The sequence below is a fragment of the Paenibacillus lycopersici genome (assembly GCF_010119935.1).
GTDB classification, from domain to species: Bacteria; Bacillota; Bacilli; order Paenibacillales; family Paenibacillaceae; genus Paenibacillus_Z; species Paenibacillus_Z lycopersici.
In genome coordinates this window covers 5,204,153-5,225,823 of record NZ_CP048209.1, presented here as the reverse complement: position 1 = coordinate 5,225,823, position 21,671 = coordinate 5,204,153, and the positions used below count along the sequence as shown (strand labels likewise).

The following is a 21,671-nucleotide window of genomic DNA, read 5'->3' as shown; positions in this document are numbered from 1 at the left end:
TCATGGATGAACGAATTTCTTTCGAAAAACACGACGGAATCGTGAAGTTGAACAGAGCCTATAAAGGGCTGTGCAAGCGGCTGGATGAAATCGAAAGGATGCTGATGGGGCTAGGTGCCGTTCTTCAGTTGTCGGGCGTTCACCAGACGGATTATCTCTTTCGATTGCCGAGTCAGCTGTCCGGAGAAGATACCAGAAGAATAAAATTTCGACTTGTGAATGGGGAGCCTTTCGGTATTTATCTCTATGACCGGCACTCCGAAGGAAGCGATATTACGTTCGAATTCATACGTCCTGCTGATCGTACTCTAGTCGAAGCGCTGCAACGCTCGGGGGTCCCCTATGTATGTATTTCAAAAATCAGAACCCGTTTAACGTTCCATAATCTATACATTCATCTGGATCAAGTTGAAGGCTTGGGTGATATCATTGAAATTGAAGCTATTAACGGGGAGAGCATTCCCGATGTAGTCATGTGTGCCCTTGCACCCTATCTGGTTGGAAAACTAACTGGCTCAAACGAAGATTATTTTCAAGCAATCGAGGAGCGGAAGGAACAAGGCTGCTGATCCGACGACGAGAAGGCCGCACCATATGCGAAGTGCAAGAACGCATCGTGCAGCCCCAACGCGTTCGGCTTCACGCGAAGAAGCGCAGCCGCGTATAGCAAGCATACGGCTGCGCTGACCACTTGTGTTCCCCGTTAGTCCAAATATTTTTTAACGAACATAAACGCGTTATCCAGCCGGTCGGGGAAGGCGCTGATCCCCGCAATGTACGCATTGCCGACGAGGGGAAGTCCCTCAAGGAGCGGGCTGGCGGAGATGTCGACGCCGTAGACATGTTCCTCGGGGTCTTCTACCGTCTTCGATTTCAGCTCCAGCTCCGGCTTGAGACCCGGCCCCAGCTTAGAGGCATTAGCGCCGTCGAGCGGAAGCAGGGCGCCTACCGAGGCCAGCCTGGCGAAGCTTGCTTTATCAAAAATATAAACGTCCGGCTGGTTCATCGCCAAATCGATCGTGCTCCGCTGAAGAAACTCGGAGTCCCCCTGTTTATCCATTTCCATATTCAAGTAGGTGAAGAAGACCTGGACCCGCTTCCACTGCGGGAAGTTCGACAAGATATCCGCTTCCGTCGGCTTTAAGTCAATATCGAGTTTGTTGCCGTCCATGCTCGTAAAATCGCCGAAGAAGGAGACGCTTACATCGATCGGCGGAAGCTTGGCCAGCTCAGCCGCTTTATGGCGGTGATCGATGAATCCCATAGTGGCGAAAGTGATAGCGAGAATCAGCCCAATGACGACGAACATATGCAATTTATAATAGTTGAAGAAATGGTCTACCTTCTGGGCGAAGCCCGCCATCCCCTTGAATTTACCGTAAGTGGCGGCGTCGTACCGCGCCATCGTCTTCTTCTCGTCATATTCCAAAATCGTTTTGTACGCCTTGTTGATCTCTTCCGGATTAAAGGGCTGCTCGTCTATCTGTTCCGCTTCAACGCGTTGACGGCTTGCACGCTCGCGGCGGATCAATAGGAAATACCGATTCTCGACTTCTTCTTTCGACGCGCCTTCAGGCAGGCCGAGCAGCTCGTAAGCTTTCTTCCGTTCATCCATAGCGAGTCTACCTTCACTTTCTATTAGGTTCGTATAGGACCAGTTAACTATAATAACTCTTCACCTAACGTACCGTTATTTCCTACATGTGTACTGAACTCTGCCTAATCATAGCAAAAAGCTGCTCCGACTGGAACAGCTTTACTCCAATGAATAGATGAGATGTAAAGCGGCTAGCGAGCAGGATTGCTTTATGACATCATCGAATACCTTTATATGGAAGCGATTACGAGGGATTGGGATGGATTGTTAAGTTTTGCAGCTCGGGCAGCGCTTTTTTGGATTGCTGAGAGGCGATGAGAATATCATCAGAACATTACGACCGAAACCCTCGCAGAACATCTTCGCGCTAATCCGATTGCGGGGGACATCTTATATAACTACTTTTGCGGTAATAAAAGTTTAATACATGCTGATTATCTAATTGATGATAGCGTAAGGAATATCAAACCATTTAAAGGTCATGGGCTATTATTCACAAATCCCTACAATAAGAAGGCAGAAACCGAGCTTGCAAGGGTGAATAGTTGGGAAGAAGTTGCAACGAACCTATTATAGTGCTGGGCCGAGATAGTTGAAGGTTTACGAGGATAGCATGACAGTAGAAAAACCGCTGAGCGCAATTCTAACGATTTATAAAGCAGTCCAGGAACAAACGGAGCGGAGGTTCATTTGAGGTTGAAGATCATTACTGCAGGCGCTTATGTGAATATTGACGGCTATTTTCTGTTCCAGGTAGGGCCGACCAAGTCCGGAACTACTTTGGGAGTCGTGCGGCTGGGCGGCCATCGAGAGGATGGAGAAACGGGTTGGCAGTGTGCGATGAGAGAGGTATCTGAGGAATCCTCTCTTGCAATTAAACCGGTAACGCCGCCTGTTACCTATTGGTACGAGGCTTCCGACGATCCGGATTTAGTACCTGGCGGATGGATGGAGGAAGATCATGCACCGATCCTAGTTGCGAAGCGTCCGGATAGCCAACTCATTACCCCTGTTTTCTTAGCAAGCGCCGATGAAGCTCCTGTCCCCGCTATGGAAACGAAGGGGATCTTAATCCTTAGCCCCGGCAATATCCGGAAAATAAATTCCCGTCGAATGACACTCGGTCAATATCTGGAATCAGGCGGAAAAGCGGTTATGAAGGAAGAACTACCGCCGGATTTATTGCTGGAACCTTTCCCGCATCTCTTACTCTTGGAACTATTGATTGAAAGGCACCCTGAAATCGTTACTCTGAATTAAGGAGTGAATGTTAGTGGAAAGCTTGGTGGTTTGTAGAGCTCAGCAGCAGCATCTCGCTATACTATGGGAGTTTCTTTATCCCGGTCGGACGAGGAATATGCTTTTTTCAATAGGGTCTCTCAGCTCATTGAGGCAAACGACCATCATATAGCGATTGCCTTGTTCCATTCAAAGCTTGTTGGTTATGCCTGGGTTCAAGATTATGGTCCTCACTTGAGGACAGGATTCAAGACGGCTCGTTTTCACGATTTAATTGTCGATGAGAATATGAGAATGAAAGGTATAGGGCGCAAGTTATTCGAATCCATCCGAGATTGGTCACAAGCTGGCGGCGTGCGATGGCTGCAATGGCAGGCGAGTCCTAAGGCGGTTGTATTTTATGAAAGGCTCGGCTTAAAGGGGGACCCTTGCCCTCAGCCCGAATATCCCTTTTTCGAGATTGAATTTCCGGTTGAATAAACGGCTTACGCATGACGAAATCGAAATTGGAGGTGCGAAATGCTGCGTCCGCTGCATGGTGTTTATCCGACGGATAAGAAAATTGCCGGTATCCATAGCATACCCATCACTGAGGATGGCTCCATTATCATGGCATGGGATAAGAACGAGAAGGCGCTCACGACAGTTGGCGGGAGAATTGAAGCGAATGAGGATCTCGATACGGCATTAAACCGGGAGACAATCGAAGAGGCGGGGCTAATTCTAGAATGTGTACGAGTTCCGATTGCTGCCTGGTATTGGGAGAGGACGGATACGTATACGGTTTTCGTTATGGCAAGAGTAAGGCATTATGAGCCCATGCCCGAAGGCTTCGAGACTACCGGGAGAGTAACGATGAATTTCGAAACGGCTCGACAACTCATCACGAGAATAGAAGGAGACGGGTTCAGGCTTGAACTATTGGAAATCGCTGAATCGGTATTTAATCGGCAATTTAAAAAGTAGCTTGCGATGCGATCCATTAGATTTCAAGGAGAAGGTGATCTATATTGCATGCAGATGATTTGGAAATGAGTGAAATTATCGGCAGCGAAGCCGAGCTGCGCTCGCTGATTGGTTACTCCAGCGACCTTGTTCAACACAAAGTCATTGCTAACGTGGATACGCATTGCCGTGCGTTTATTGCAAAATCCCCTTTTCTTATTATTTCTACCTCCGACGCGAGCGGTAGATGCGACGCTTCGCCCAGAGGCGATCATCCTGGATTTGTTCACGTGATGGATGACCGTCATTTAATCATTCCCGAACGGCCAGGCAACAAAAGGATCGATTCATTACGCAACATCATTACGAATCCACAAATTGGACTCTTATTTATCATTCCTGGCCTGGGTGAAACGCTCCGGGTGAACGGACGTGCGTTTGTAACGAAAGACGAAAAGCTGCTGAGACCGATGGCCGTCAATGACCGCCCTCCGATTGTCGGTATTCTTGTTAAGGCAGCGGAATGTTTCTTGCATTGCGCGAAAGCGTTTCTGCGTTCAAAGCTATGGAATCCGGGCTCATGACCCGCAACAGTACCATCTGCCTCGAAAATACTATCGGAGCATGCCAAGCTCTCCGGCATGACGGCAGAAACCATCGCTGCCCGGCTGGAAGACGGCTACACCAATCGGTTGTATTGATCCCCTAAACGGTATTCGCCCGCAGCTGGATGCTCTGGCCGTGCTGCTTCGGCGCGACGCCGACGACTTTCTTGTACAAGCGCGAGAAATAGGCGAGTTCCTGGATGCCGACGCTCTTACCGACCTGCCCGACCGTCATGTCCGTCGTCGCGAGCAGGCGCTGCGCTTGATCGATTCGGTATTTGATCAGGAACCGCTGAGGCGATTCGCCCGTCGCTTTGGTGAACTGCTTCGTGAAATACGTTCGTTCCAGACCGACGTAATCGGCGATGTTCTTGATCGAAATCGGGCTCTGGTAATGCGTTTCGATGAAGCGAAGCGCTTTGCCGACATAATCCGCCGTTTCCGTTCTTGCGGGGAATTGCGGTCGCGACGCCAGATGGGACGTCTCCATGACGGCGAAAATATTGTACAAGGCGCCGTGGATCTTGGATGCGGGCAAATCGCGGCTCGGATAAGCTTCCAGCGTGTCCAGCATCGTGCCGATATAACCGGGGATGTCGGCGCCCTCGCGGATGAATCGCACCGGTTCGTCCATCGAGATGCCGGCCCGCTGCAGCATTTCCTTCGTCCGTCGTCCGCCGAAGCCGAGCCAGCAGAACGTCCACGGATTGTCGGGATCCGTCTCGTAATAGGTGAGCTCGCCCGGGAAGATCGCGAAGATTTCGCCCTCCTTGACCGGATGCCGGATCCCTCTGCATTCGAAGAACCCGCTGCCCTTGATGATGTAATGAATCAAGCAGTTATCCCGAATTGCAGGGCCGCAGGTAAAATGTTGAATGACCTCCTCGATCCCGCAATAATACAAATCCAGATCGGAAACCAACGATGGTATATGGAACTGTTCTCTCCGCACAACAATCGCCTCCTAGTTCGACTCTACCAAACAAACCACATCCGTGCAACAAATACGCACAGCAATTCATAGCGATTTCATCAGCCGGGTCGTACAATAGGGGTGTTGAACCGCCAACTTATCCTAGGAAGAGAAGGTGCTGAAATCATGCCTAATCAATTGATTGCGATCGCGCCGCGAAAAGCGGCTCTGCTGCCCTATGAAGACAACGGGGCGCTTCGCCCCGATCAAGTGAGAGTGCGCGTCGAATACGCCTCTCCGAAGCACGGCTCCGAGCTGGCCGATTTCCGCGGCGTAAGTCCGTTCGTGAACGATTACTATGACGATGCCTGGCATGCGTTCCTGCCTCGCGCCGCAGCCGAACCGCAGGTGTTATTCGGCGAGTGGAATCTGGGCAATCAATATGTCGGCATTATTACCGAGGTCGGTGCCGACGTGCGGAACTTTGCGGTCGGCGATCGTGTGTGCGGTTACTCCGGCATCCGGGAAACCGTCGTGACGCACCCGGATCATCTGCTGCGCATGCCGAACGGCATGTCCTGGAAGAGCGCGGTCTGCTACGATCCGGCGCATTTCGCGCTCTCCGGCATCCGCGACGCCGGCGTTCGGATCGGCGACCGCGTCGCTGTATTCGGCCTTGGCGCCCTTGGCCAGCTCGCAGCCCAGATGGCGCGGCTTGCCGGCGCGTCGTACGTCGCCGTCGTCGACCCGATCGAGAAGCGCCGCCAAGTGGCGATGCGCGCCGGGGCGGACGTCTGCTATGATCCGACGACCGACGACGTCGGTCTGCTGCTGAAGCAGGACACGGATAAACTGGGCGTCGATGTCGTCATCGAGACGAGCGCGAACGAATTCGCGCTGCAGCATGCGCTGCGGGGCTTGGCATACGGCGGCACGATCGCGTTCGTCGGCTGGGCGCGCGCGTTCAAGGGCGGCATGGACTGGGGGCGCGAAGCTCACTTCAACAATGCCAAGATCGTATTCTCGCGCGCGTGCAGCGAACCGAATCCGGATCATCCGCGCTGGGATTTTAAACGGATTCGCGAAGCATGCTGGGACATGCTGGCCGCAGGCAAAATCAACTGCGAAGAAATCATCAATCCCGTCGTGCCGTTCGAGCAATCCGCGGAAGCGTACGAGACGTATGTGGATCAGAAACCGGAAGCCAGCATCAAGCTTGGCGTCTCGTTGACAGGAGAGGGATGCACGCAATGATATTCTCGCCATCGCTGGATGCCGTGTTCGGCAAGTCGGGTCTCTCGTTCGAGCAGCAAGTGGAACGGTGCCGGGAGCTCGGCTATACGTCGATCGAATTCTGGGGCTGGGGCGGCAGGGATTTAAACGGGCTGAAGGCGCTGACGGAGCGGTTGGGCATTCAGGTCGGCTCGTTCTGTACGAAGAACAGCGACCTGGTGAATCCGGCGTCGCGCGACTTATTCCTTGCAGGCTTGCGGGAGAGCATTGCCGCGGCGAAGCAGGTCGATTGCCGGTTCTTGATCGCGACGGTCGGCAACGCCCGCGAAGGCGTCCCGCGTCAAGAACAGCACGACAGCATTGTCGAAGGCTTGCGCGCGGCAGCGCCGTACTTGGAAGAAGCGGGGATCACGCTCGTCTTAGAGCCGCTGAACGACCTGGTCGATCACCGGGGCTATTATTTGGTGCGTTCCGACGAAGCGTTCGAAATCATCGACAACGTCGGCAGCAGCAACGTCAAAGTGCTCTACGACGTGTATCACCAGCAAATATCCGAAGGGAATTTGATTTCGACGATTCGGGCGAACATCGGGCGGATCGGCTACTTCCACATCGCCGACCATCCCGGACGGCACGAGATCGGCACGGGCGAGATCAATTACCGCAACGTGCTGGCGGCCATCAAGGAGGCGGGCTATACGGGCTTCATCGGGCTGGAGTATATGCCGCTGCAGGGCGTCGACGAAGGATTGACGGCCTTTCTGAAGGAGTATGCCGAGTAGGGAACAGAGAGCAAATACTGCGAAGGCAGACGGCAGCTTTGGACGCGGGAAACGTCCGGAGCTGCCGTCTTTTTGCATATAGTTGGCGTCTACTGGAACCCGCCGCCGTTAAATCCCCCACCGGGAAACCCGCCGCCGTTGAAGCCTCCGCCAGGGAACCCGCCGCCGTTGAAGCCCCCACCGGGGAACCCGCCGCCGTTAAATCCCCCACCGGGAAAACCACCGCCATTGAAGCCTCCGCCAGGGAACCCGCCGCCGTTGAAGCCTCCGCCAGGGAACCCGCCGCCGTTGAAGCCCCCGCCAGGGAACCCGCCGCCGTTGAAGCCCCCGCCAGGGAACCCGCCGCCGTTGAAGCCCCCGCCGGGGAACCCGCCGCCGTTGAAGCCCCCACCGGGGAACCCGCCGCCGTTGAAGCCCCCGCCAGGGAACCCGCCGCCGTTGAAGCCCCCGCCAGGGAACCCGCCGCCGTTGAAGCCCCCGCCGGGGAACCCGCCGCCATTGAAGCCCCCGCCGGGGAACCCGCCGCCGTTGAAGCCCCCGCCGGGGAACCCGCCGCCATTGAAGCCCCCGCCAGGGAACCCGCCGCCATTGAAGCCCCCGCCAGGGAACCCGCCGCCGTTGAAGCCCCAACCCGGAAATTGACCTTTTTTCGGGAAGCCGTTGCCGAGAAGGCCGCCGGAGAAGAGGCCGCCTTTGGACAAACCGCCGCCGAGAAGGCTGCCGGAGAGGAGGCCGCCTTTCGGGAATCCGCCGCCGAGAAGGCTCCCGCCAAGCCCCCCGCCAAGAAGGCCGCCTTTGGAGAATCCGCCGCCAAGGAGGCTGCCCAACATAGAGCGCTGCCACCCGTTATTTGGATAAGGATCGATCATCTGATTGTCCTCCGATTAGGCATGAGATGGAATAGTGTATGCCAGCCTGCGCTCATCCGCGACACTTGCCTATACCCGACGCCATTCCCAAGCGTTGCTCGCGTTTGCCAACCGGCCGCCGCCCGGAACTTCCCTGTATCCGCCAGATTAAGGTACACTAAGAGCAGCAAAGGAGTGAGGCCGGCATGAAGATCAAAGTATTGATCGCGGACGACAACTCGTTTATCCGCGAAGGCATGCGCATTATCCTCCATACGTTCGGAGAGTTCGAGGTGCTTGCCGCCGTCGAAGACGGGCAGCAGGCGGTCGAGTACTGCAAGACGCATGACGTCGACGTGGCGCTGCTGGACGTGCGGATGCCGGTCATGAACGGCGTCGAGGCGACGCGGCAGATCACGGCGCATACCTCCGCGAAGCCGCTGATCTTGACGACCTTCGACGACGATGAATATATCCTGGAGGCGATCCGCTGCGGGGCGAAAGGGTACCTGCTCAAAAACAACGAGCCCGAGCGCATCCGCGACGCGATCAAGAGCGTCTATTATGGCAACAACGTGCTGCAGGACATCATTCTCGATAAGCTCAAAGGCGCGATCGGCGCTCCGGCGCCTGCCGAAGCCGCCGCGGATCGCGGGACGCCGGGCAGCCCGATCGACCTCGGCCGGTTTACGGAACGCGAAGCCGAGGTCATGGCGCTGATCGCCAAGGGCTACTCCAACCGGGAGATTTCCAAGGAACTGTTCATATCCGAAGGCACGACGGCCAATTACATTACTTCGATTCTGAACAAAACCGGGCTGGAGCACCGGACCCAGATCGCCATCTACTATTTGACGGGCAGAACCCGCTAGTCTAGAAGAGGAGGCCCGTCGCCGTGGAATTATGGACGATCGGCAACAAAACGATCCTATGGCTGTACGTCATCGCGCTCGCGTATTTCGCGCAGCCGGCCGGTTCCCGGCTGCTTGTGCTTTACTTCCTGCTGTACGCGGCCATGAATTTGCTCCTCCATATCGTGAAGCGCAAGCTTGCGAAGCAGGGGCTGCTCGTGTTGATCCTGGCTTATCTGGTGCTGTGCGGAGGCTATGCGAAGCCTGAATTTCTGCTGCTCCTGCCGCTCGCCATCCTCGAGCTTGCGTCCTTCTTCACCGCCAGTCGCCGAATCATGGCCGTGCTCGCGCTGCTGCCGATGCCGTTCCTGCCGCATACGCTGCTTGTCCATTACGGCTTCATCGCCGTCCTCGGTTTCTTCAATTACGGGCTCGTCCGGCGCTATATCGAGCGGCTGCAGCTGCAAGAGGATGAGCTGGCGCGGGCGCGCAAGCAGCTGCAGCAGCTGGGCAGACAGTTGAACGATCGGGCCGGATTCGCCCAGGCGAGCGAATATCTCGCCAAGCTGGAGGAGCGCAACCGGGTCGCGCAGGAGATCCATGACGGGATCGGACATGCCATTACGGGCGGCTTAATCCAGATGGAGGCGGCGCGGTTGACGATCCGCCGCGATCCGGACGGCGCGGAGACGCTGTTGAACAACGCGATCGCGATTTCCAAGGCAGGCATCGAGCAAATCCGCCGCACGTTGAAGGACTTGAAGCCGCCCGTGGAACAGCTCGGATTCGGCCGGCTGCGCTCGGCGGTCGAAGCGTTCGGCAAGCAGTCGGGCTTGCTGACGACGGCTGTCCATGATGGCGATATGGAGGCGGTCACGCCGCTGCAATGGAAAATCATCCACGAGAACGTCATGGAGGCGCTGACGAACGCGGCCAAATACGCGCGGGCATCCGCCGTGCACGTGGAAGTCCGGGTGCTCAACCGGTTCGTGAAGGCCGTCGTGTCCGACAATGGCCAAGGGGCGGCCAAAGTCGTGAAGGGGATGGGGCTTATCGGCATGGAGGAACGGGCCGCCGCCGTGAACGGGACGGTGACCGCCGACGGCGAGCACGGCTTCGTCGTGACGATGCTGCTGCCGCGCAGCGCGGGCTAGCGATCTACCTGCATGAACGACGCGGCCTGCCGCATCGAAGACTGGCGCCCTACGCATAGCGACGGCTGGCGGCCCCGCCGCATCGCCGTCATGCGATTCTCACGCCGTTCCATGCGGGGTGCCGTGAGATCCCCATCCATCCCCTATGAGATTTCCCATGGAAGAGAGATGAACTTATGCACTGACATAAGGGCATCTCTTTTTTCTATAATGAGGCCAATAGGGATGGAGACACTACTACAGAAAGCGAGTGAGCCATGTGCATGTATTGGAAATACGCGGGTTGACCAAGAAGTTCGGCGATTTCGTCGCCGTCGACAATATGTCGTTAAGCGTGGGGCAGGGCGAGATCTTCGGGTTCCTGGGCGCGAACGGAGCGGGCAAAAGCACGACCATTCATATGATTTGCTCGCTGCTCCTGCCGACGGAAGGAACGATCAGCATTCTGGGCCGGGACATCCGGAAGCAAAGCCGGTTCGCCAAGCAAAGCTTGGGCATCGTTCCGCAGGACATTGCCATCTATGAGGATATGACCGCCTACGAGAATGTCAGCTTCTTTGCCGGCCTGTACGGACTGCGGGGCGCGCTGCTGAAGGAACGGACGGAGGAAGCGCTGGCGTTCGTCGGGCTCGCCGACAAGGCGAAGAGCTTCCCGAAGAACTTCTCCGGCGGCATGAAGCGGCGCCTTAATATCGCCTGCGCGATCGCGCATAAGCCGAAGCTGATCATTATGGACGAACCGACGGTCGGCATCGATCCCCAGTCGCGCAATTATATATTGTCCTCGGTCCGCCAGTTGAACGAATCGGGCTGCACGATCATCTATACGAGCCACTACATGGAAGAGGTCGAGGAAATCTGCTCGCGCATCGCCATCGTGGACCATGGCAAAATCATCGCGGAAGGCACGAAGGAGCAGCTGACCGCTTCCGTGACGGATGCCAAGGACATCGTCATCGAGCTGAAGTATTCGAATGGCGGCGAGGGCGAGCGGTTAAGAAGCTTGCCGGGCGTACACCAGGTCCGCCAGGAAGAAAACGTCATTCATATCCGCAGCGCCGCGTCCGTCGATAATTTGAGCCGCATCCTGAAGCAGCTGATGGCCGAGGAGGCGGAGATCCGCTCGGTCGAGGAGCGGGAGCCGAACCTGGAGACGGTGTTCCTGACGCTGACGGGCCGCAATTTGAGAGATTAACGATGGGAGAGGAGGGCTTCGGATGACAGCTTGGCTGATCACCCTGAAGGAAATCAAACAGCATTTTCGGGATTTCCGCACGCTCGTATTTTTGCTGGCGTTTCCGCTCGTGCTCATGCTCGTGCTCGGTATTACGCTGACGAACGCGTTCAGCAGCGAACTGAAGGTGGACGCCATTCATGTGCTGGTAAGCGACACGAGCAGCGGCCAGTTGAAGCAGTCGTATGAGGCATTCCAGAAGCAGCTCGGCGAGCTGGGAATGACCTTCGATGCGCTGGAGACGGGCGAGGACGGGCGCAAGGCCGTGGAAGACGACCGCTATACGGCCTACGTCGAAGTGAAAGACACGGGCGTATCGCTGTTCGGCAGCAGCATCGGCACCATCGAGAGCAATATCGTACAAGGAATGCTGAGCGCCTTCACGGATAAATATAACGCGGCTGCGGCGGCTGCACAGGGCGGCAACCCGGCGAACATGCGGCTTCTCTTCGACGACAATGATTCGGACTATATCAAGGAGCAGTCCGTCGTGCCGGACCGCACACCGGGCGCAATGGATTATTACGCCGTGTCGATGACCGTCATGATCGGCTTATGGGGGGCCATGTCGGCGGGCGGGCTGCTCCGCTCGGAGATTGTCCGCGGCACGGGCATCCGGCTGCTCTCCGCGCCGATTCGGCGCTTGGATATCTATATAGGCAAAATCGCGGGCAATGTCGTTGCCAATCTGCTATGCATTCTTGCCATCGTATTCTTCAGCAAATGGGCCTTCAAAGCGTACTGGGGCTCGCATCTGCCTGTCGTTATCGCCGTCTTGGTATGCGAGGTGATTATGGCGACCAGCCTGGGGATTGCCGCGAACGAGATCGTCAAGGGCGGCGGCGGCCGGGGATTGGTGATGCTCGTGATTCAGCTCGCCTCTTTCATCGGCGGGGCTTATTTTCCGGTGGCGAATGGCGGCATCATGGGCGTGGTCGCCTGGCTGTCCCCGCTGCGATGGGGGAACGGCGCGTTAACGGACATTATCTACGGCGGGAACATCGCGGCCGCTTGGCCGGCGATAGGGCTTTATTTGGGCACGGCGCTGCTGCTGCTGGCCGCGACGGTCCGCGTTCGCCGGAATAAGGAGGGCTTGTGACATGTGGCAGGAAATTCGTTTTCTCGTGGCTTCGACGCTGCTGCGGCTTTTCCGCAACCGCTCCAATCTGTTAATATTTTTCGGTCTGCCGATCGGTGGCATTCTATTGGCGACCTTCCTCTACGGCTCGCCCTCGCAGGCGGATCTGCGCGTCGGCATCGTCAACGGCGACGGTCAGGCGCGGGCAGCGGCGGATACCGTGCAGTTCGTCCGCAGCATGGGACATATGAAGCTCTCGTTCGTGACGGAGAGCGAATTGAGAACGCAGCTGTCGGCCGGCAAGCTGGATACCGGCCTCATCCTGGAGGAAGGCTATTCCGAGAGCGTCATGTCCGGCAAGCCGGAGCATATCGCGATTCAATCGGTTAAGGGCGCCTCCGTAACCGCCTACTTCAAATCCATGCTGAACAGCTACATCGGCAACGTCGGCGCGATGGCGAAGCTATCGGCCGGAGATCAAGCCAAATTCAACGACATGTACGAACGGTACGCCGGGTCGGCGTTCAAACTGACTACGGAGTCGTTCAACGATCATTCGGCCGCTAAAATGATGTCGTCCCAATCGATCGGATTTCTGCTTATGTTCATGCTGACGTCGGCAGGCAACTTGTCGGAGCTGATCTTGAGGCATCGGGAGAACCGCACGTACTTCCGCATCATTGCTTCGCCGATTTCGGCGAACGTGTACGTGCTCTCCAATATTATCGTCAATCTGATCGTCATGGTCGCTCAGATCGCCGTCGCGTTGTTCGTGATGCGCGCCGTGTTTCATCTGGATGCCGGCATTCCGTTCGGGACGATGGCCGGCCTGCTCGCGCTCTTCGCGCTCGTGGCGGTCAGTCTGTCGCTCGCCGTCGTGTCGTTCGCGAAGAGCTCCGGCGCTGCCGGCGCCATGCTCAATCTGGTCGTGACGCCGACCTGCCTTGTGGCCGGCTGCTTCTTCCCGATTTCGATCATGCCTGAAGCGGTGCAGCGCATCGCCGACTTCCTGCCGCAGCGTTGGGTGCTGCAAGCGATCGACAAGCTGCAGTCGGGCAGCGGGTTGCAGCAGATCGGGCTGCATTTCGCCATCCTGCTTGCATTCGCGGCCGTATTCTTCCTGATTGCCGTATATCGGTTCGGACGCAGCAACGATACGCGCAATTTCGTGTAAGGGCAGGGAATGGGGCGCATTCCAGCTAAAAAGTTGCCAGCATAGCCTCTCGTCGTTCGGCTAACGCTACATCTGGGCAGCAACTAAGCTCAGATGATGAAAACGGAGGATGAGAGGATGCAGCAGCGAAAGTGGGTTTCAGTGCTTGCAGCCGGAGCGATGTTGTCAACGATGCTGGCTGGCTGTATGGAGAAACACGGCGAGCTGGGCAATCGTAACATTCGCGGCAACAGCGTCAAGTACGACATGAACGGCAATCGGATTTTGAATACCCGGTTCGCCAATGATCAGATGAACGAAATGAACCGGGCGGACGGTCATCGGCTGAACAGCAACAATCTGGTAGGCCTCCATAAGAATTACCGGATGGAGACGAGCCAGTCGATGTCGGACCGGATTTCCCAACTGGACGGCGTAGGCGATGCGCACGTGATGCTGACCGACGACAACGCCTACGTCGCGCTATCCTTGAAGAAAGCCGGGCACGGCACCAATGCGTTGAGCTATTACTCGCCGACGACGATCAGCCGTACGCAGCAAGCTCATATGCGTCCTTATTCTATGAAGTCCTCTAATTCGCATGCTTTTACGAGCAAGAGCAAAGGCACGCGGGCAAGCTCGATCGCGACGCCGAACATGCGCCTGAAGCGATCCGTCTCGGGCGCAGGCATCATTCGCGCGAAGTCGTTGAACGAGAATTCGCTGCATGCCAAATCGCTGCCTGCGAAAGCGATCAACGGCAAATCGCTGCACGCCAAGTCGATGCACGGCAAGTCGATGAATGCCGGGAAAACCCGCTTGGCGGACGGCAGAAGCAGCAGCTCGTTCCACAACGTTTCGAACGGCATGCGGAACATGTCGCTCAGCCAGTCGACGAACCATTTGCTGAGCCGCAATATGAACAACATGACGGCTCATCGTTCGAACGGCATGATGTATCTCTCGAGAGATACCTCCCGCGGCTTGACGAATACGTCCCGCGACTTGTCGTTTAACGGCACGAACATGTACTCGAATACAACCGGAACGTCGAATGCCGGCCGTGATCTGTACCGCGGCATGAGCAATGCCGGCACCGATATTGCGCGCGGTACGGCGAACGCAGGCTCGAACCTTCTTCGCGGCACCGCCAACGTTGGCTCCGATATCCTTCGCGGCACGGCGAACATCGGAAGCGACATCCTGCACGGAACGGCCAACGTAGGAAGCGACATCCTCCGCGGCACCGGCAATGTCGGCTCCGATCTGGCGCGCGGTACGGGGAACGTAGGTACCGACGTTGCACGCGGCACGGCGAATGTGGGCAGCGATATTCTTCGCGGTACGGCGAACGTCGGAACCAACGTAGCGCGCGGTACGGCGAATGTGGGCAGCGATATTCTTCGCGGTACCGCTAACGTCGGCACCGACGTAGCGCGCGGTACGGCGAATGTCGGTACGGATGTTCTCCGCGGCACCGGCAACGCCGGAACCGACCTGGCTCGCGGCACGGCGAATGTCGGCCATGATATTGCGCGCGGCGTACGCAATCTGTCCGAAGATACGGCCGATCTGCTTACAGGCAGGGCCGGCGTGACGCATAATGCGGGCAGAGGCGCTTATGGCACCTTCGACACAGGAACGACCGGCATGTACGGCAGCGGAACGACCGGCATGTACGGCAGCGGAATGACGAATCTGTCCAGAAGCACGACGAATCTGTCCAGAAGCACGACGGATCTGTCGAGAGGCATTATGCCGTACGCGGTGAATCCTTCGACTGCCAACAGTGACGTGCCGACGGCGCTGAAGGCCGAAATCGACCGCCTCATCAAGCAAATGTCGCCGCAAATCAAGAACGTCTATATCTCGGCCGATCCCGAGTTCATGGATCGTATGGCTTCTTACACGGCCGATGTCAAGAAAGGCAACACGATACAGCCTTACATCGCCGAGTTCAATGCGATGGTGGACCGGATCTTCCCGGTGCGCGCCCGCAGCTGAGGCGTTCAGGAACGAGATCGGCCTCTATTCGTTAAGATGAACCAATAATGGGCAGCTGATTCATGGCCGATGCCGTGAATTCGCTGCCCGTTCTTTATCTTGCCGGACCGCACCGTCGGCGCTGCTTCAATCCGTCACCATCGATGAGCAAAATTCGCTGAAGCTGGAGCCCATCTTCTGCTTGAACATACGGCCGAACGTATGCACGTCCGCATACCCGACGCGATTGGCGATTTCGCCGATCGACATCTTCGTCTGAATGCCGAGCTCTTTGGCGCGTTCGATTCGTACGCGCGTCAAATATTCGAACGGCGTCATGCCGAACGTATTGCGGAATTTGACGATGATGTAGTTGCGGCTGAGGCCCGCCAGCTCTTCAAGCTCCCGGTGCTTGAGGCCGCGGTCGAAGTTCTCGGCGATGTAGTTGCGAATCAGCACCATTTTCGTTTTGATTTTCTGCTGTCCCGGCGTCGTATGTTCCTGGTCCTGCTTCCAGCCGGCGATTTCGCCGATGATCTGCATGAGCAGACCTTGGCACATGGCGTGATGCGCCAAGCCTGGCTGGTGATGGTGCGTAATGAGCTGCGTCAGCAGCTTCTCGACCGCATGGCCGGCGAAGTTGCCGAGATAACGATCCTGCCCGAGCAGCCGTTCGACGGGATAGAGGATCTCGCCGAAATCGAACAGGATGGAGATGCAGATGTACTTCTCGTCCGGAAACGTCCGCACCTCGTGAACCTGTGACGGCGAGTGATAGATCAAATCGCCCCGCCGCGTCATGATTGTACGGCCTTCGATCACGTATTCGGCTGCCCCCTCCACAACGTATTGGAACTGGTAGCTGGACAGCTGACGGCTTGCAACCCCCCAGAGCTGAGGTGCGTGAAACAGATGCGCGAGCGTAATGTACGGCGGATGAAAATACGAATTCGCCGCGTGATCCGGCAGCGGAATGTGAATGACCTGACTCATCGGCTTCACCCTTTCGCATAGAACGTTATGCCAATCGTCCTGATTAGCCTAACCATCGCACAGGATTGTGATTTCGGCAACCTCTTTGTTACTTTCAACTACATACATGTAGCCTGTGCCCGCTTATACTTGAACATGTAAAGGCATACATTACACGTATGGGAGCGATGGTTATGGGATTGGCCGATGTGGATATTCCGGTCGTAGATGCACGAACGCAGGATGCGATTACTGACGAACAAGCGCAGTATTTCTTGGATAACGGTTTTCTGGTCATTCGGAATGTCATCGTGGGCGAGGAATTGAAGCTGGTGCGGGACGAAATGCAGCAGCTCTATGACAAGGGCGCCGCCGGCGTCGACGACGATCCGGATTATTTGTACGGCGTCGGTGTGAAATCAGGCCAACAAATCTTGCGCCGCATCGAATACGTCATCGCGAAGAGCGACCCGATGAAGGCGCTGCTCGGTCATCCGTTCATTCTTCGCTCCGTCGAGAAGCTTCAGGGACGCAACCTGATCCCGACATGGGATTCGATGGTGCTGAAGGCGCCGGACGAAGGCGTCATCGTGCCTTGGCACCGCGACGCGGCCGTGCCGGACGGCTGCACGGACCCCCGGCCGATCTTCAACGTAGACTTCTACCTGGACGAGGCGGATTTGAAAACATGCCTGTGGGTCATTCCCGGCAGCAACAAGTGGACCAAGGAAGCGTCCGACGAGCGCTGCAGGCAGCCCGGATTTACGACGGAGGATGCCATCCCGGTACCGATGCAGCCGGGCGACGTCATCTTCCACAATATCGAGGTGCTGCACGGCTCGCCCGCGGGCGACGGCAACCCGCTGCGCCGGACGGTCTACTACGAGTTCCGCCCGGGCGAAATCGAGGCCGAGTTCGGGCCGCATACGCTCGAATACCTCGCGCTGAAGCAGCAGATGCTGCTGGATTGTATCGATCGCCGCAAATCGGCGGCTTACGCGCAGGGCGAGACGCCGTACGTCTACAAGCCGAAGGGCGCCTTCGCGATCAGCGAGCCCAAGCAGCCGGAGTCGTACCGGTACGCGCATGAGGCATACTGGCGGAGATAGCCGGTTGGCAGTGCAGCGTAAGGTCATCAGTCAGACATTTGTCTGGCTGATGGCCTTTTTTTTGTGTTCGGCTCCGAAAGACGGGACTGCAAGACTAATAAACTAGTTGAGTCGATAGTCTTGATGTGCTAGAATGATAGCGGAAATTGCTGGAAAATGGAAAATCTACAATAGTTTTGTCGCAAAAAGGAGACGGGGGAAATTGAAGAACAAAATCATCGCAATACTTTGCTTCATGCTGCTCCTGCTGCAGCTTCCTGCTGCAGCAAGCGCGCAGGCAAGCGGCATCGCGATCGCCGTTGACGGCACGAAGCTGGCGCTGCCGCAGCCGGCGGTCGTGCAGAACGGTACGACGCTCGTGCCGGCAGGACCGATTTTCAAGCAGCTCGGATTGACGTTGGCATTCGATAAAGCGAGCCAGACCGTGAAGGGCAGCAAGGAAGGCTTGATCATCAATTTGGGACTGGGCAATCGCGTGGCGAGCGTGAACGGCGTTACGGTCATCATGTCCGTACCGGCGCAGGTCATTAACGGCGCGACGATGGTGCCGCTGCGGTTCGTATCGGATTGCTTGGGCGCAAGCGTAACGTCGGACCCGAAGACGAAATTGATTTCGATCAAGACCGGCAAAGCCGCGACGAAATTCCAGCATGGCTTGCCGCTCGTTATTTCCGGCAATTATGTCCGCAACATAGCCAAGACCAATTTTCTGTACGTGACCTTCGTCGATTTCTTCTACGACACCGAGAAGCAGGCCATCGTCGAATATGAACAATCGGTTTCGGACCTGGGTGCGGGCAGCACCGTGAAGTACACCGAATATCAGGTGCAGAATCTAAGCTACAATGGCGCCGAGGTGTACATGGGCACCGTCGTCAAGCGCGTCAAGGATTACGGGAACAACGTGCAGGAGAACCCGAATTACGACAAAATCAGAGCGTACTACCGTACCGGCGGGTACTTGGATCAAATCCGCAGCATCTACCAGGATTACTCGGATGCGGTGAAGGCCGCATTGAAGAAGGAACTGCAGGCCAACAAAAACAAGCCGCTCAAAGTGACCGATGCCTCGATCAGCTACAACTCCATCGGCATTCCGGAGGCGAACATCACCGTCAAGAACTTAACGGAAAAAACCGTTATCGCCTACGAAATCAGCTTCAGCTGTTACGATGATTTCGAGCGTCCCGTCAACGTCTGGCTGGGCAGCTCGAACCGCGTGGACGGCATCGCGCAGGATATCTCGATCTCGTCCGGCGGCGAGTACGGGGCAAGCTGGACGCTCAACCTGTACACGCTGACGACGCATCTGAAGAACGTCCGCATTACGGCCGTGAGATTTTCGGACGGCACGACTTGGAAGGCCTAATCGCCGCGCGCTCGCAGCCATCCCGGGAACGGGATGGCTGTCAGGCTGTCGGGAAAGCTCGACGATGCATATTTCGCATGTATGGATAGGAAAGGAAGAGTGTGGAAGGGAGTGGACAGAAAGGGATTCCCTTCGAAGACTCGCGGACAGAGGTTCCGCTATTTTGGCGAAATCGGGCTTTTGGGGCAGCGCGCGGACATAGGATCCGTTAATATGCCCGGATGGTACCGAGAACATGTGAATCGGCCGATATAACGGATTTCCTGTCCGCCAGCTCACGAAAAAACGTGTTAAGGAAGCAAATAACGGATTTCCTGTCCGTTTCCTTGCGTCGACGAACGCACCGTGAACCAGCCGTCATGAAGCCGGCTGGTTCGAAGCGGTTCCGGCAGTCCCTGCCGCGCCGGCGCGGCGGCAACAGGAGCTGTTCATGTGCCAGGACGCGGTTTGCCGCGAGCTTGCTCGAAGCAGTGTATAGTGCCCAACAATCTTGCAGCCATCCCGTTTGCCGGGATGGCTGTTTGCATGCGGCAAGCGATGGCCGAATGGCCGAGGGACATAGGCTGCACGACAAATACCCGCCCATTTTTAAGGATAACCGCACCACTCCATTTGCCCTTTCATATGATACTTTGACTGTATCCCTTAACCTTGTTAAACCATAAAAACCCGAGCAAGGAGGGGTGACAAACATCAATGGGTAGCGACCAGAAGAGCAAGTTCTTATTAACTCATCGTGAACGCGAGGTTTTTGAGCTGCTGGTACAGGATAAGACAACTAGAGATATCGCTCAGCAGCTGTTCATCAGCGAGAAAACCGTTCGGAACCATATCTCTAATGTTATGCAAAAATTAAACGTTAAAGGTCGTTCGCAAGCGGTTGTCGAGCTTATAAAGCTTGGGGAATTAAAAATTTGACGTCCTGCGCCGCATACCTTGCTCAACCTTCTAGCATAGATTCCGTTTCCGACGGAACCGATGCTAGAAGGTTTTTTGACGTGGTGCGGGCTACCCCCCACAACATTAACGCGGCCGCGCGGTGAAAATCTGGAAGGTGACGCCGAACTTGTCGGTTACGATTCCGTAAGCGGGACTAAAATAAACTGCTTTGAGCGGCGAGACCACTTGACCGCCTTGCTGCAAAGCATCATAGTACCTTTGGGCTTGATCGCGATCATTCGTCGTAATGCAGATCGATACTTTATTTCCGCTTTGAGTTGATTTTCCGGGAACGACATCGGCGACGAATAGTTCGGCATCGCCCGCCTTTAATATGGAATGGGCGATACGGTCTTTCACGCCGACCGGCAATGGATGATTAGGGTCGGCAGGGGCATCCCCGAACGTTTGCTTAAAGGTGAGTTCGGCATCCAACGCGTCTTCATAGAATCGAATGGCTTCATTGGCGTTTCCGTCCAAAAATATAAAGGGGGTCATTTGCAGCAGCATACGAATACAGCTCCTCAGGTTTAATTTGGACAACATATACGCTCATCCAGGTTTAATCGGCGAATAGTCTTGTGCGCCGCTCGACTGGACTTAATGCCAATTGTAAATCATAATAGTGACATACGTTGTCATAATTAAAATATCGAGGCGAAATAAAATCATGTTAAAGGCGAAACGCATCATGGAATTGATGATGACCGTCAACCGAAAACGGAAGTTCACGGTCAAGGAGCTTGCTCAAGAATTCGGCGTATCGACCAGGACGATAATAAGAGACCTGCAAGAACTGAGCGAGTTAGGCGTTCCTTTATATTCGGAAGTAGGGCCGCACGGCGGATATCAGGTTTTGAAGGAGAGTATCCTGCCTCCCATTGCGTTTACCGAAGAGGAAGCCGCCGCTATTTTTTTTGCAAGTCACGCCTTGCGTCACTTCTCCTCTCTTCCTTTCGAATCGGAGGCTTCTTCGGCATTGAACAAATTTTATTTGCACATGTCCGGCAGCATAAGAGACCGGATCGATCAAATGAAGAACCGGTTTGACTTTGTAACGCCGACGAGACAATTGGGGTCTCCCCATCTGACCGTGTTGCTGGAGGGAGCCATTTCTCAAAAAATCATCGTTATCGATTACGAATCACGCGAAGGACAATCGTGCCGGAGAATACAACCCATCGGCATTTATGCGAGCAACGGTCTATGGTACTGCCCTTCCTATTGCTTTCTTCGAAACGGCTTCCGCGTGTTCCGCTGCGACCGCATTCATTCCGCGGCGCATGATGCTTCGGGATTGGCACCCTTGGATCTTCGACATGTTCACCTTGGCAATTGGAAATCCCATACTCCAGCGATACAGGAGTCTTCGATCCGTTTGCATGTTGAATTGAGCAGGGAAGGCGTGCAGCGCTGCGAGGCTGAGCTATGGTCGGCAGGCAAGCTGCATGCGCGTAACGACGGGACAGGATGGTTGGCAGGGAATTTTCCGCAACGGGAGCTGGCGTATTTCGCCAAGTACTTCATCGGCTTGGGCAGAGAGGCTGTCGTGACAAGCCCGCGGGAACTCGTGTTGGAGATGAAGCGGATGTTATCGGAACTCATGACTCAATACGACGGATAAGGAATTATTTTCCGATGAACGTTACATGTATAACCGATAACCG

Annotated in this window: 22 protein-coding genes and 1 pseudogene; 18 read left to right on the top strand and 5 right to left on the bottom strand. The window is 55.9% G+C overall.

Features of this window, described 5'->3' with window-relative positions; all coding sequences use genetic code 11:
- Positions 1 to 2 precede the first annotated feature (2 nt).
- A complete protein-coding gene (locus GXP70_RS22975) occupies positions 3 to 569 on the top strand; it encodes a CYTH domain-containing protein (protein ID WP_162358984.1) in 567 nt (188 codons plus the stop codon).
- Positions 570 to 703: 134 nt separating this feature from the next.
- Here the strand turns inward: GXP70_RS22975 and GXP70_RS22970 are convergent, their stop codons facing one another.
- Positions 704 to 1,615 (bottom strand): J domain-containing protein, encoded by a 912-nt coding sequence (locus tag GXP70_RS22970; protein WP_162358983.1) that lies wholly within the window; start codon positions 1,613 to 1,615, stop codon positions 704 to 706.
- A 315-nt stretch (positions 1,616 to 1,930) separates the two neighbouring features.
- Between GXP70_RS22970 and GXP70_RS30360 the strand changes: the two genes are divergently transcribed.
- The 5 genes and pseudogenes from GXP70_RS30360 to GXP70_RS22945 all read left to right on the top strand — a co-directional run bounded on the left by GXP70_RS30360 (position 1,931) and on the right by GXP70_RS22945 (position 4,482).
- Positions 1,931 to 2,173: a 5' nucleotidase, NT5C type gene (locus tag GXP70_RS30360; protein ID WP_162360632.1), complete on the top strand. Its 243-nt coding sequence runs from the start codon at positions 1,931 to 1,933 to the stop codon at positions 2,171 to 2,173.
- Positions 2,174 to 2,293: 120 nt separating this feature from the next.
- Positions 2,294 to 2,857 carry an NUDIX domain-containing protein gene (locus tag GXP70_RS22960; RefSeq protein WP_162358982.1) on the top strand — a complete coding sequence of 188 codons (564 nt, stop codon included), beginning with the start codon at positions 2,294 to 2,296 and terminating at the stop codon, positions 2,855 to 2,857.
- A 63-nt stretch (positions 2,858 to 2,920) separates the two neighbouring features.
- A complete protein-coding gene (locus GXP70_RS22955; protein ID WP_162358981.1) occupies positions 2,921 to 3,316 on the top strand; it encodes a GNAT family N-acetyltransferase in 396 nt (131 codons plus the stop codon).
- Between the two features lie 39 nt (positions 3,317 to 3,355).
- Entirely contained in the window at positions 3,356 to 3,802 is a 447-nt protein-coding gene (locus GXP70_RS22950; RefSeq protein WP_162358980.1) for an NUDIX hydrolase, read from the top strand.
- Between the two features lie 44 nt (positions 3,803 to 3,846).
- Positions 3,847 to 4,482: pseudogene (locus GXP70_RS22945) on the top strand (pyridoxamine 5'-phosphate oxidase family protein).
- Positions 4,483 to 4,486: 4 nt separating this feature from the next.
- On the opposite strand, the gene GXP70_RS22940 reads toward GXP70_RS22945, so the two are convergent.
- The gene (locus GXP70_RS22940; RefSeq protein ID WP_162358979.1) at positions 4,487 to 5,338 is read right to left on the bottom strand and encodes an AraC family transcriptional regulator; all 852 of its coding nucleotides are present in this window, start codon (positions 5,336 to 5,338) and stop codon (positions 4,487 to 4,489) included.
- A 147-nt stretch (positions 5,339 to 5,485) separates the two neighbouring features.
- On the opposite strand from GXP70_RS22940, the gene GXP70_RS22935 reads away from it, so the two are divergent.
- Complete coding sequence (locus GXP70_RS22935; RefSeq protein WP_162358978.1) at positions 5,486 to 6,553, top strand: zinc-binding dehydrogenase; 1,068 nt, start codon at positions 5,486 to 5,488, stop codon at positions 6,551 to 6,553.
- Positions 6,550 to 7,314: a hydroxypyruvate isomerase family protein gene (locus GXP70_RS22930; RefSeq protein ID WP_225442528.1), complete on the top strand. Its 765-nt coding sequence runs from the start codon at positions 6,550 to 6,552 to the stop codon at positions 7,312 to 7,314. Before GXP70_RS22935 ends, GXP70_RS22930 begins: the two co-directional genes overlap by 4 nt.
- Before the next feature lie 89 nt (positions 7,315 to 7,403).
- On the opposite strand, the gene GXP70_RS22925 is transcribed toward GXP70_RS22930, so the two are convergent.
- Complete coding sequence (locus GXP70_RS22925; protein ID WP_162358976.1) at positions 7,404 to 8,144, bottom strand: hypothetical protein; 741 nt, start codon at positions 8,142 to 8,144, stop codon at positions 7,404 to 7,406.
- Between the two features lie 224 nt (positions 8,145 to 8,368).
- On the opposite strand from GXP70_RS22925, the gene GXP70_RS22920 reads away from it, so the two are divergent.
- The 6 genes from GXP70_RS22920 to GXP70_RS22895 all read left to right on the top strand — a co-directional run bounded on the left by GXP70_RS22920 (position 8,369) and on the right by GXP70_RS22895 (position 15,636).
- The gene (locus GXP70_RS22920; RefSeq protein ID WP_162358975.1) at positions 8,369 to 9,034 is read left to right on the top strand and encodes a response regulator transcription factor; all 666 of its coding nucleotides are present in this window, start codon (positions 8,369 to 8,371) and stop codon (positions 9,032 to 9,034) included.
- A 23-nt stretch (positions 9,035 to 9,057) separates the two neighbouring features.
- On the top strand, positions 9,058 to 10,167 hold the full coding sequence (locus GXP70_RS22915) for a sensor histidine kinase (protein ID WP_162358974.1): 1,110 nt from the start codon (positions 9,058 to 9,060) through the stop codon (positions 10,165 to 10,167).
- Between the two features lie 259 nt (positions 10,168 to 10,426).
- Positions 10,427 to 11,362 carry an ABC transporter ATP-binding protein gene (locus tag GXP70_RS22910; RefSeq protein WP_162358973.1) on the top strand — a complete coding sequence of 312 codons (936 nt, stop codon included), beginning with the start codon at positions 10,427 to 10,429 and terminating at the stop codon, positions 11,360 to 11,362.
- A 22-nt stretch (positions 11,363 to 11,384) separates the two neighbouring features.
- Positions 11,385 to 12,500 (top strand): ABC transporter permease, encoded by a 1,116-nt coding sequence (locus tag GXP70_RS22905; RefSeq protein WP_162358972.1) that lies wholly within the window; start codon positions 11,385 to 11,387, stop codon positions 12,498 to 12,500.
- Between the two features lies 1 nt (position 12,501).
- On the top strand, positions 12,502 to 13,653 hold the full coding sequence (locus GXP70_RS22900; RefSeq protein WP_162358971.1) for an ABC transporter permease: 1,152 nt from the start codon (positions 12,502 to 12,504) through the stop codon (positions 13,651 to 13,653).
- Between the two features lie 117 nt (positions 13,654 to 13,770).
- Entirely contained in the window at positions 13,771 to 15,636 is a 1,866-nt protein-coding gene (locus GXP70_RS22895) for a YhcN/YlaJ family sporulation lipoprotein (RefSeq protein ID WP_162358970.1), read from the top strand.
- Positions 15,637 to 15,762: 126 nt separating this feature from the next.
- Here the strand turns inward: GXP70_RS22895 and GXP70_RS22890 are convergent, their stop codons facing one another.
- On the bottom strand, positions 15,763 to 16,608 hold the full coding sequence (locus tag GXP70_RS22890) for a helix-turn-helix transcriptional regulator (RefSeq protein WP_162358969.1): 846 nt from the start codon (positions 16,606 to 16,608) through the stop codon (positions 15,763 to 15,765).
- 173 nt (positions 16,609 to 16,781) lie between these two features.
- On the opposite strand from GXP70_RS22890, the gene GXP70_RS22885 reads away from it, so the two are divergent.
- The 3 genes from GXP70_RS22885 to GXP70_RS22875 all read left to right on the top strand — a co-directional run bounded on the left by GXP70_RS22885 (position 16,782) and on the right by GXP70_RS22875 (position 19,983).
- Complete coding sequence (locus tag GXP70_RS22885) at positions 16,782 to 17,696, top strand: phytanoyl-CoA dioxygenase family protein (RefSeq protein WP_162358968.1); 915 nt, start codon at positions 16,782 to 16,784, stop codon at positions 17,694 to 17,696.
- A gap of 202 nt (positions 17,697 to 17,898) precedes the next feature.
- Complete coding sequence (locus GXP70_RS22880) at positions 17,899 to 19,065, top strand: stalk domain-containing protein (RefSeq protein ID WP_162358967.1); 1,167 nt, start codon at positions 17,899 to 17,901, stop codon at positions 19,063 to 19,065.
- Between the two features lie 696 nt (positions 19,066 to 19,761).
- Complete coding sequence (locus GXP70_RS22875; protein WP_090641524.1) at positions 19,762 to 19,983, top strand: helix-turn-helix domain-containing protein; 222 nt, start codon at positions 19,762 to 19,764, stop codon at positions 19,981 to 19,983.
- Between the two features lie 105 nt (positions 19,984 to 20,088).
- On the opposite strand, the gene GXP70_RS22870 is transcribed toward GXP70_RS22875, so the two are convergent.
- A complete protein-coding gene (locus tag GXP70_RS22870) occupies positions 20,089 to 20,514 on the bottom strand; it encodes a VOC family protein (protein WP_162358966.1) in 426 nt (141 codons plus the stop codon).
- Between the two features lie 160 nt (positions 20,515 to 20,674).
- On the opposite strand from GXP70_RS22870, the gene GXP70_RS22865 reads away from it, so the two are divergent.
- Positions 20,675 to 21,628: a helix-turn-helix transcriptional regulator gene (locus tag GXP70_RS22865; RefSeq protein WP_162358965.1), complete on the top strand. Its 954-nt coding sequence runs from the start codon at positions 20,675 to 20,677 to the stop codon at positions 21,626 to 21,628.
- The last annotated feature ends 43 nt before the right edge of the window (positions 21,629 to 21,671 follow it).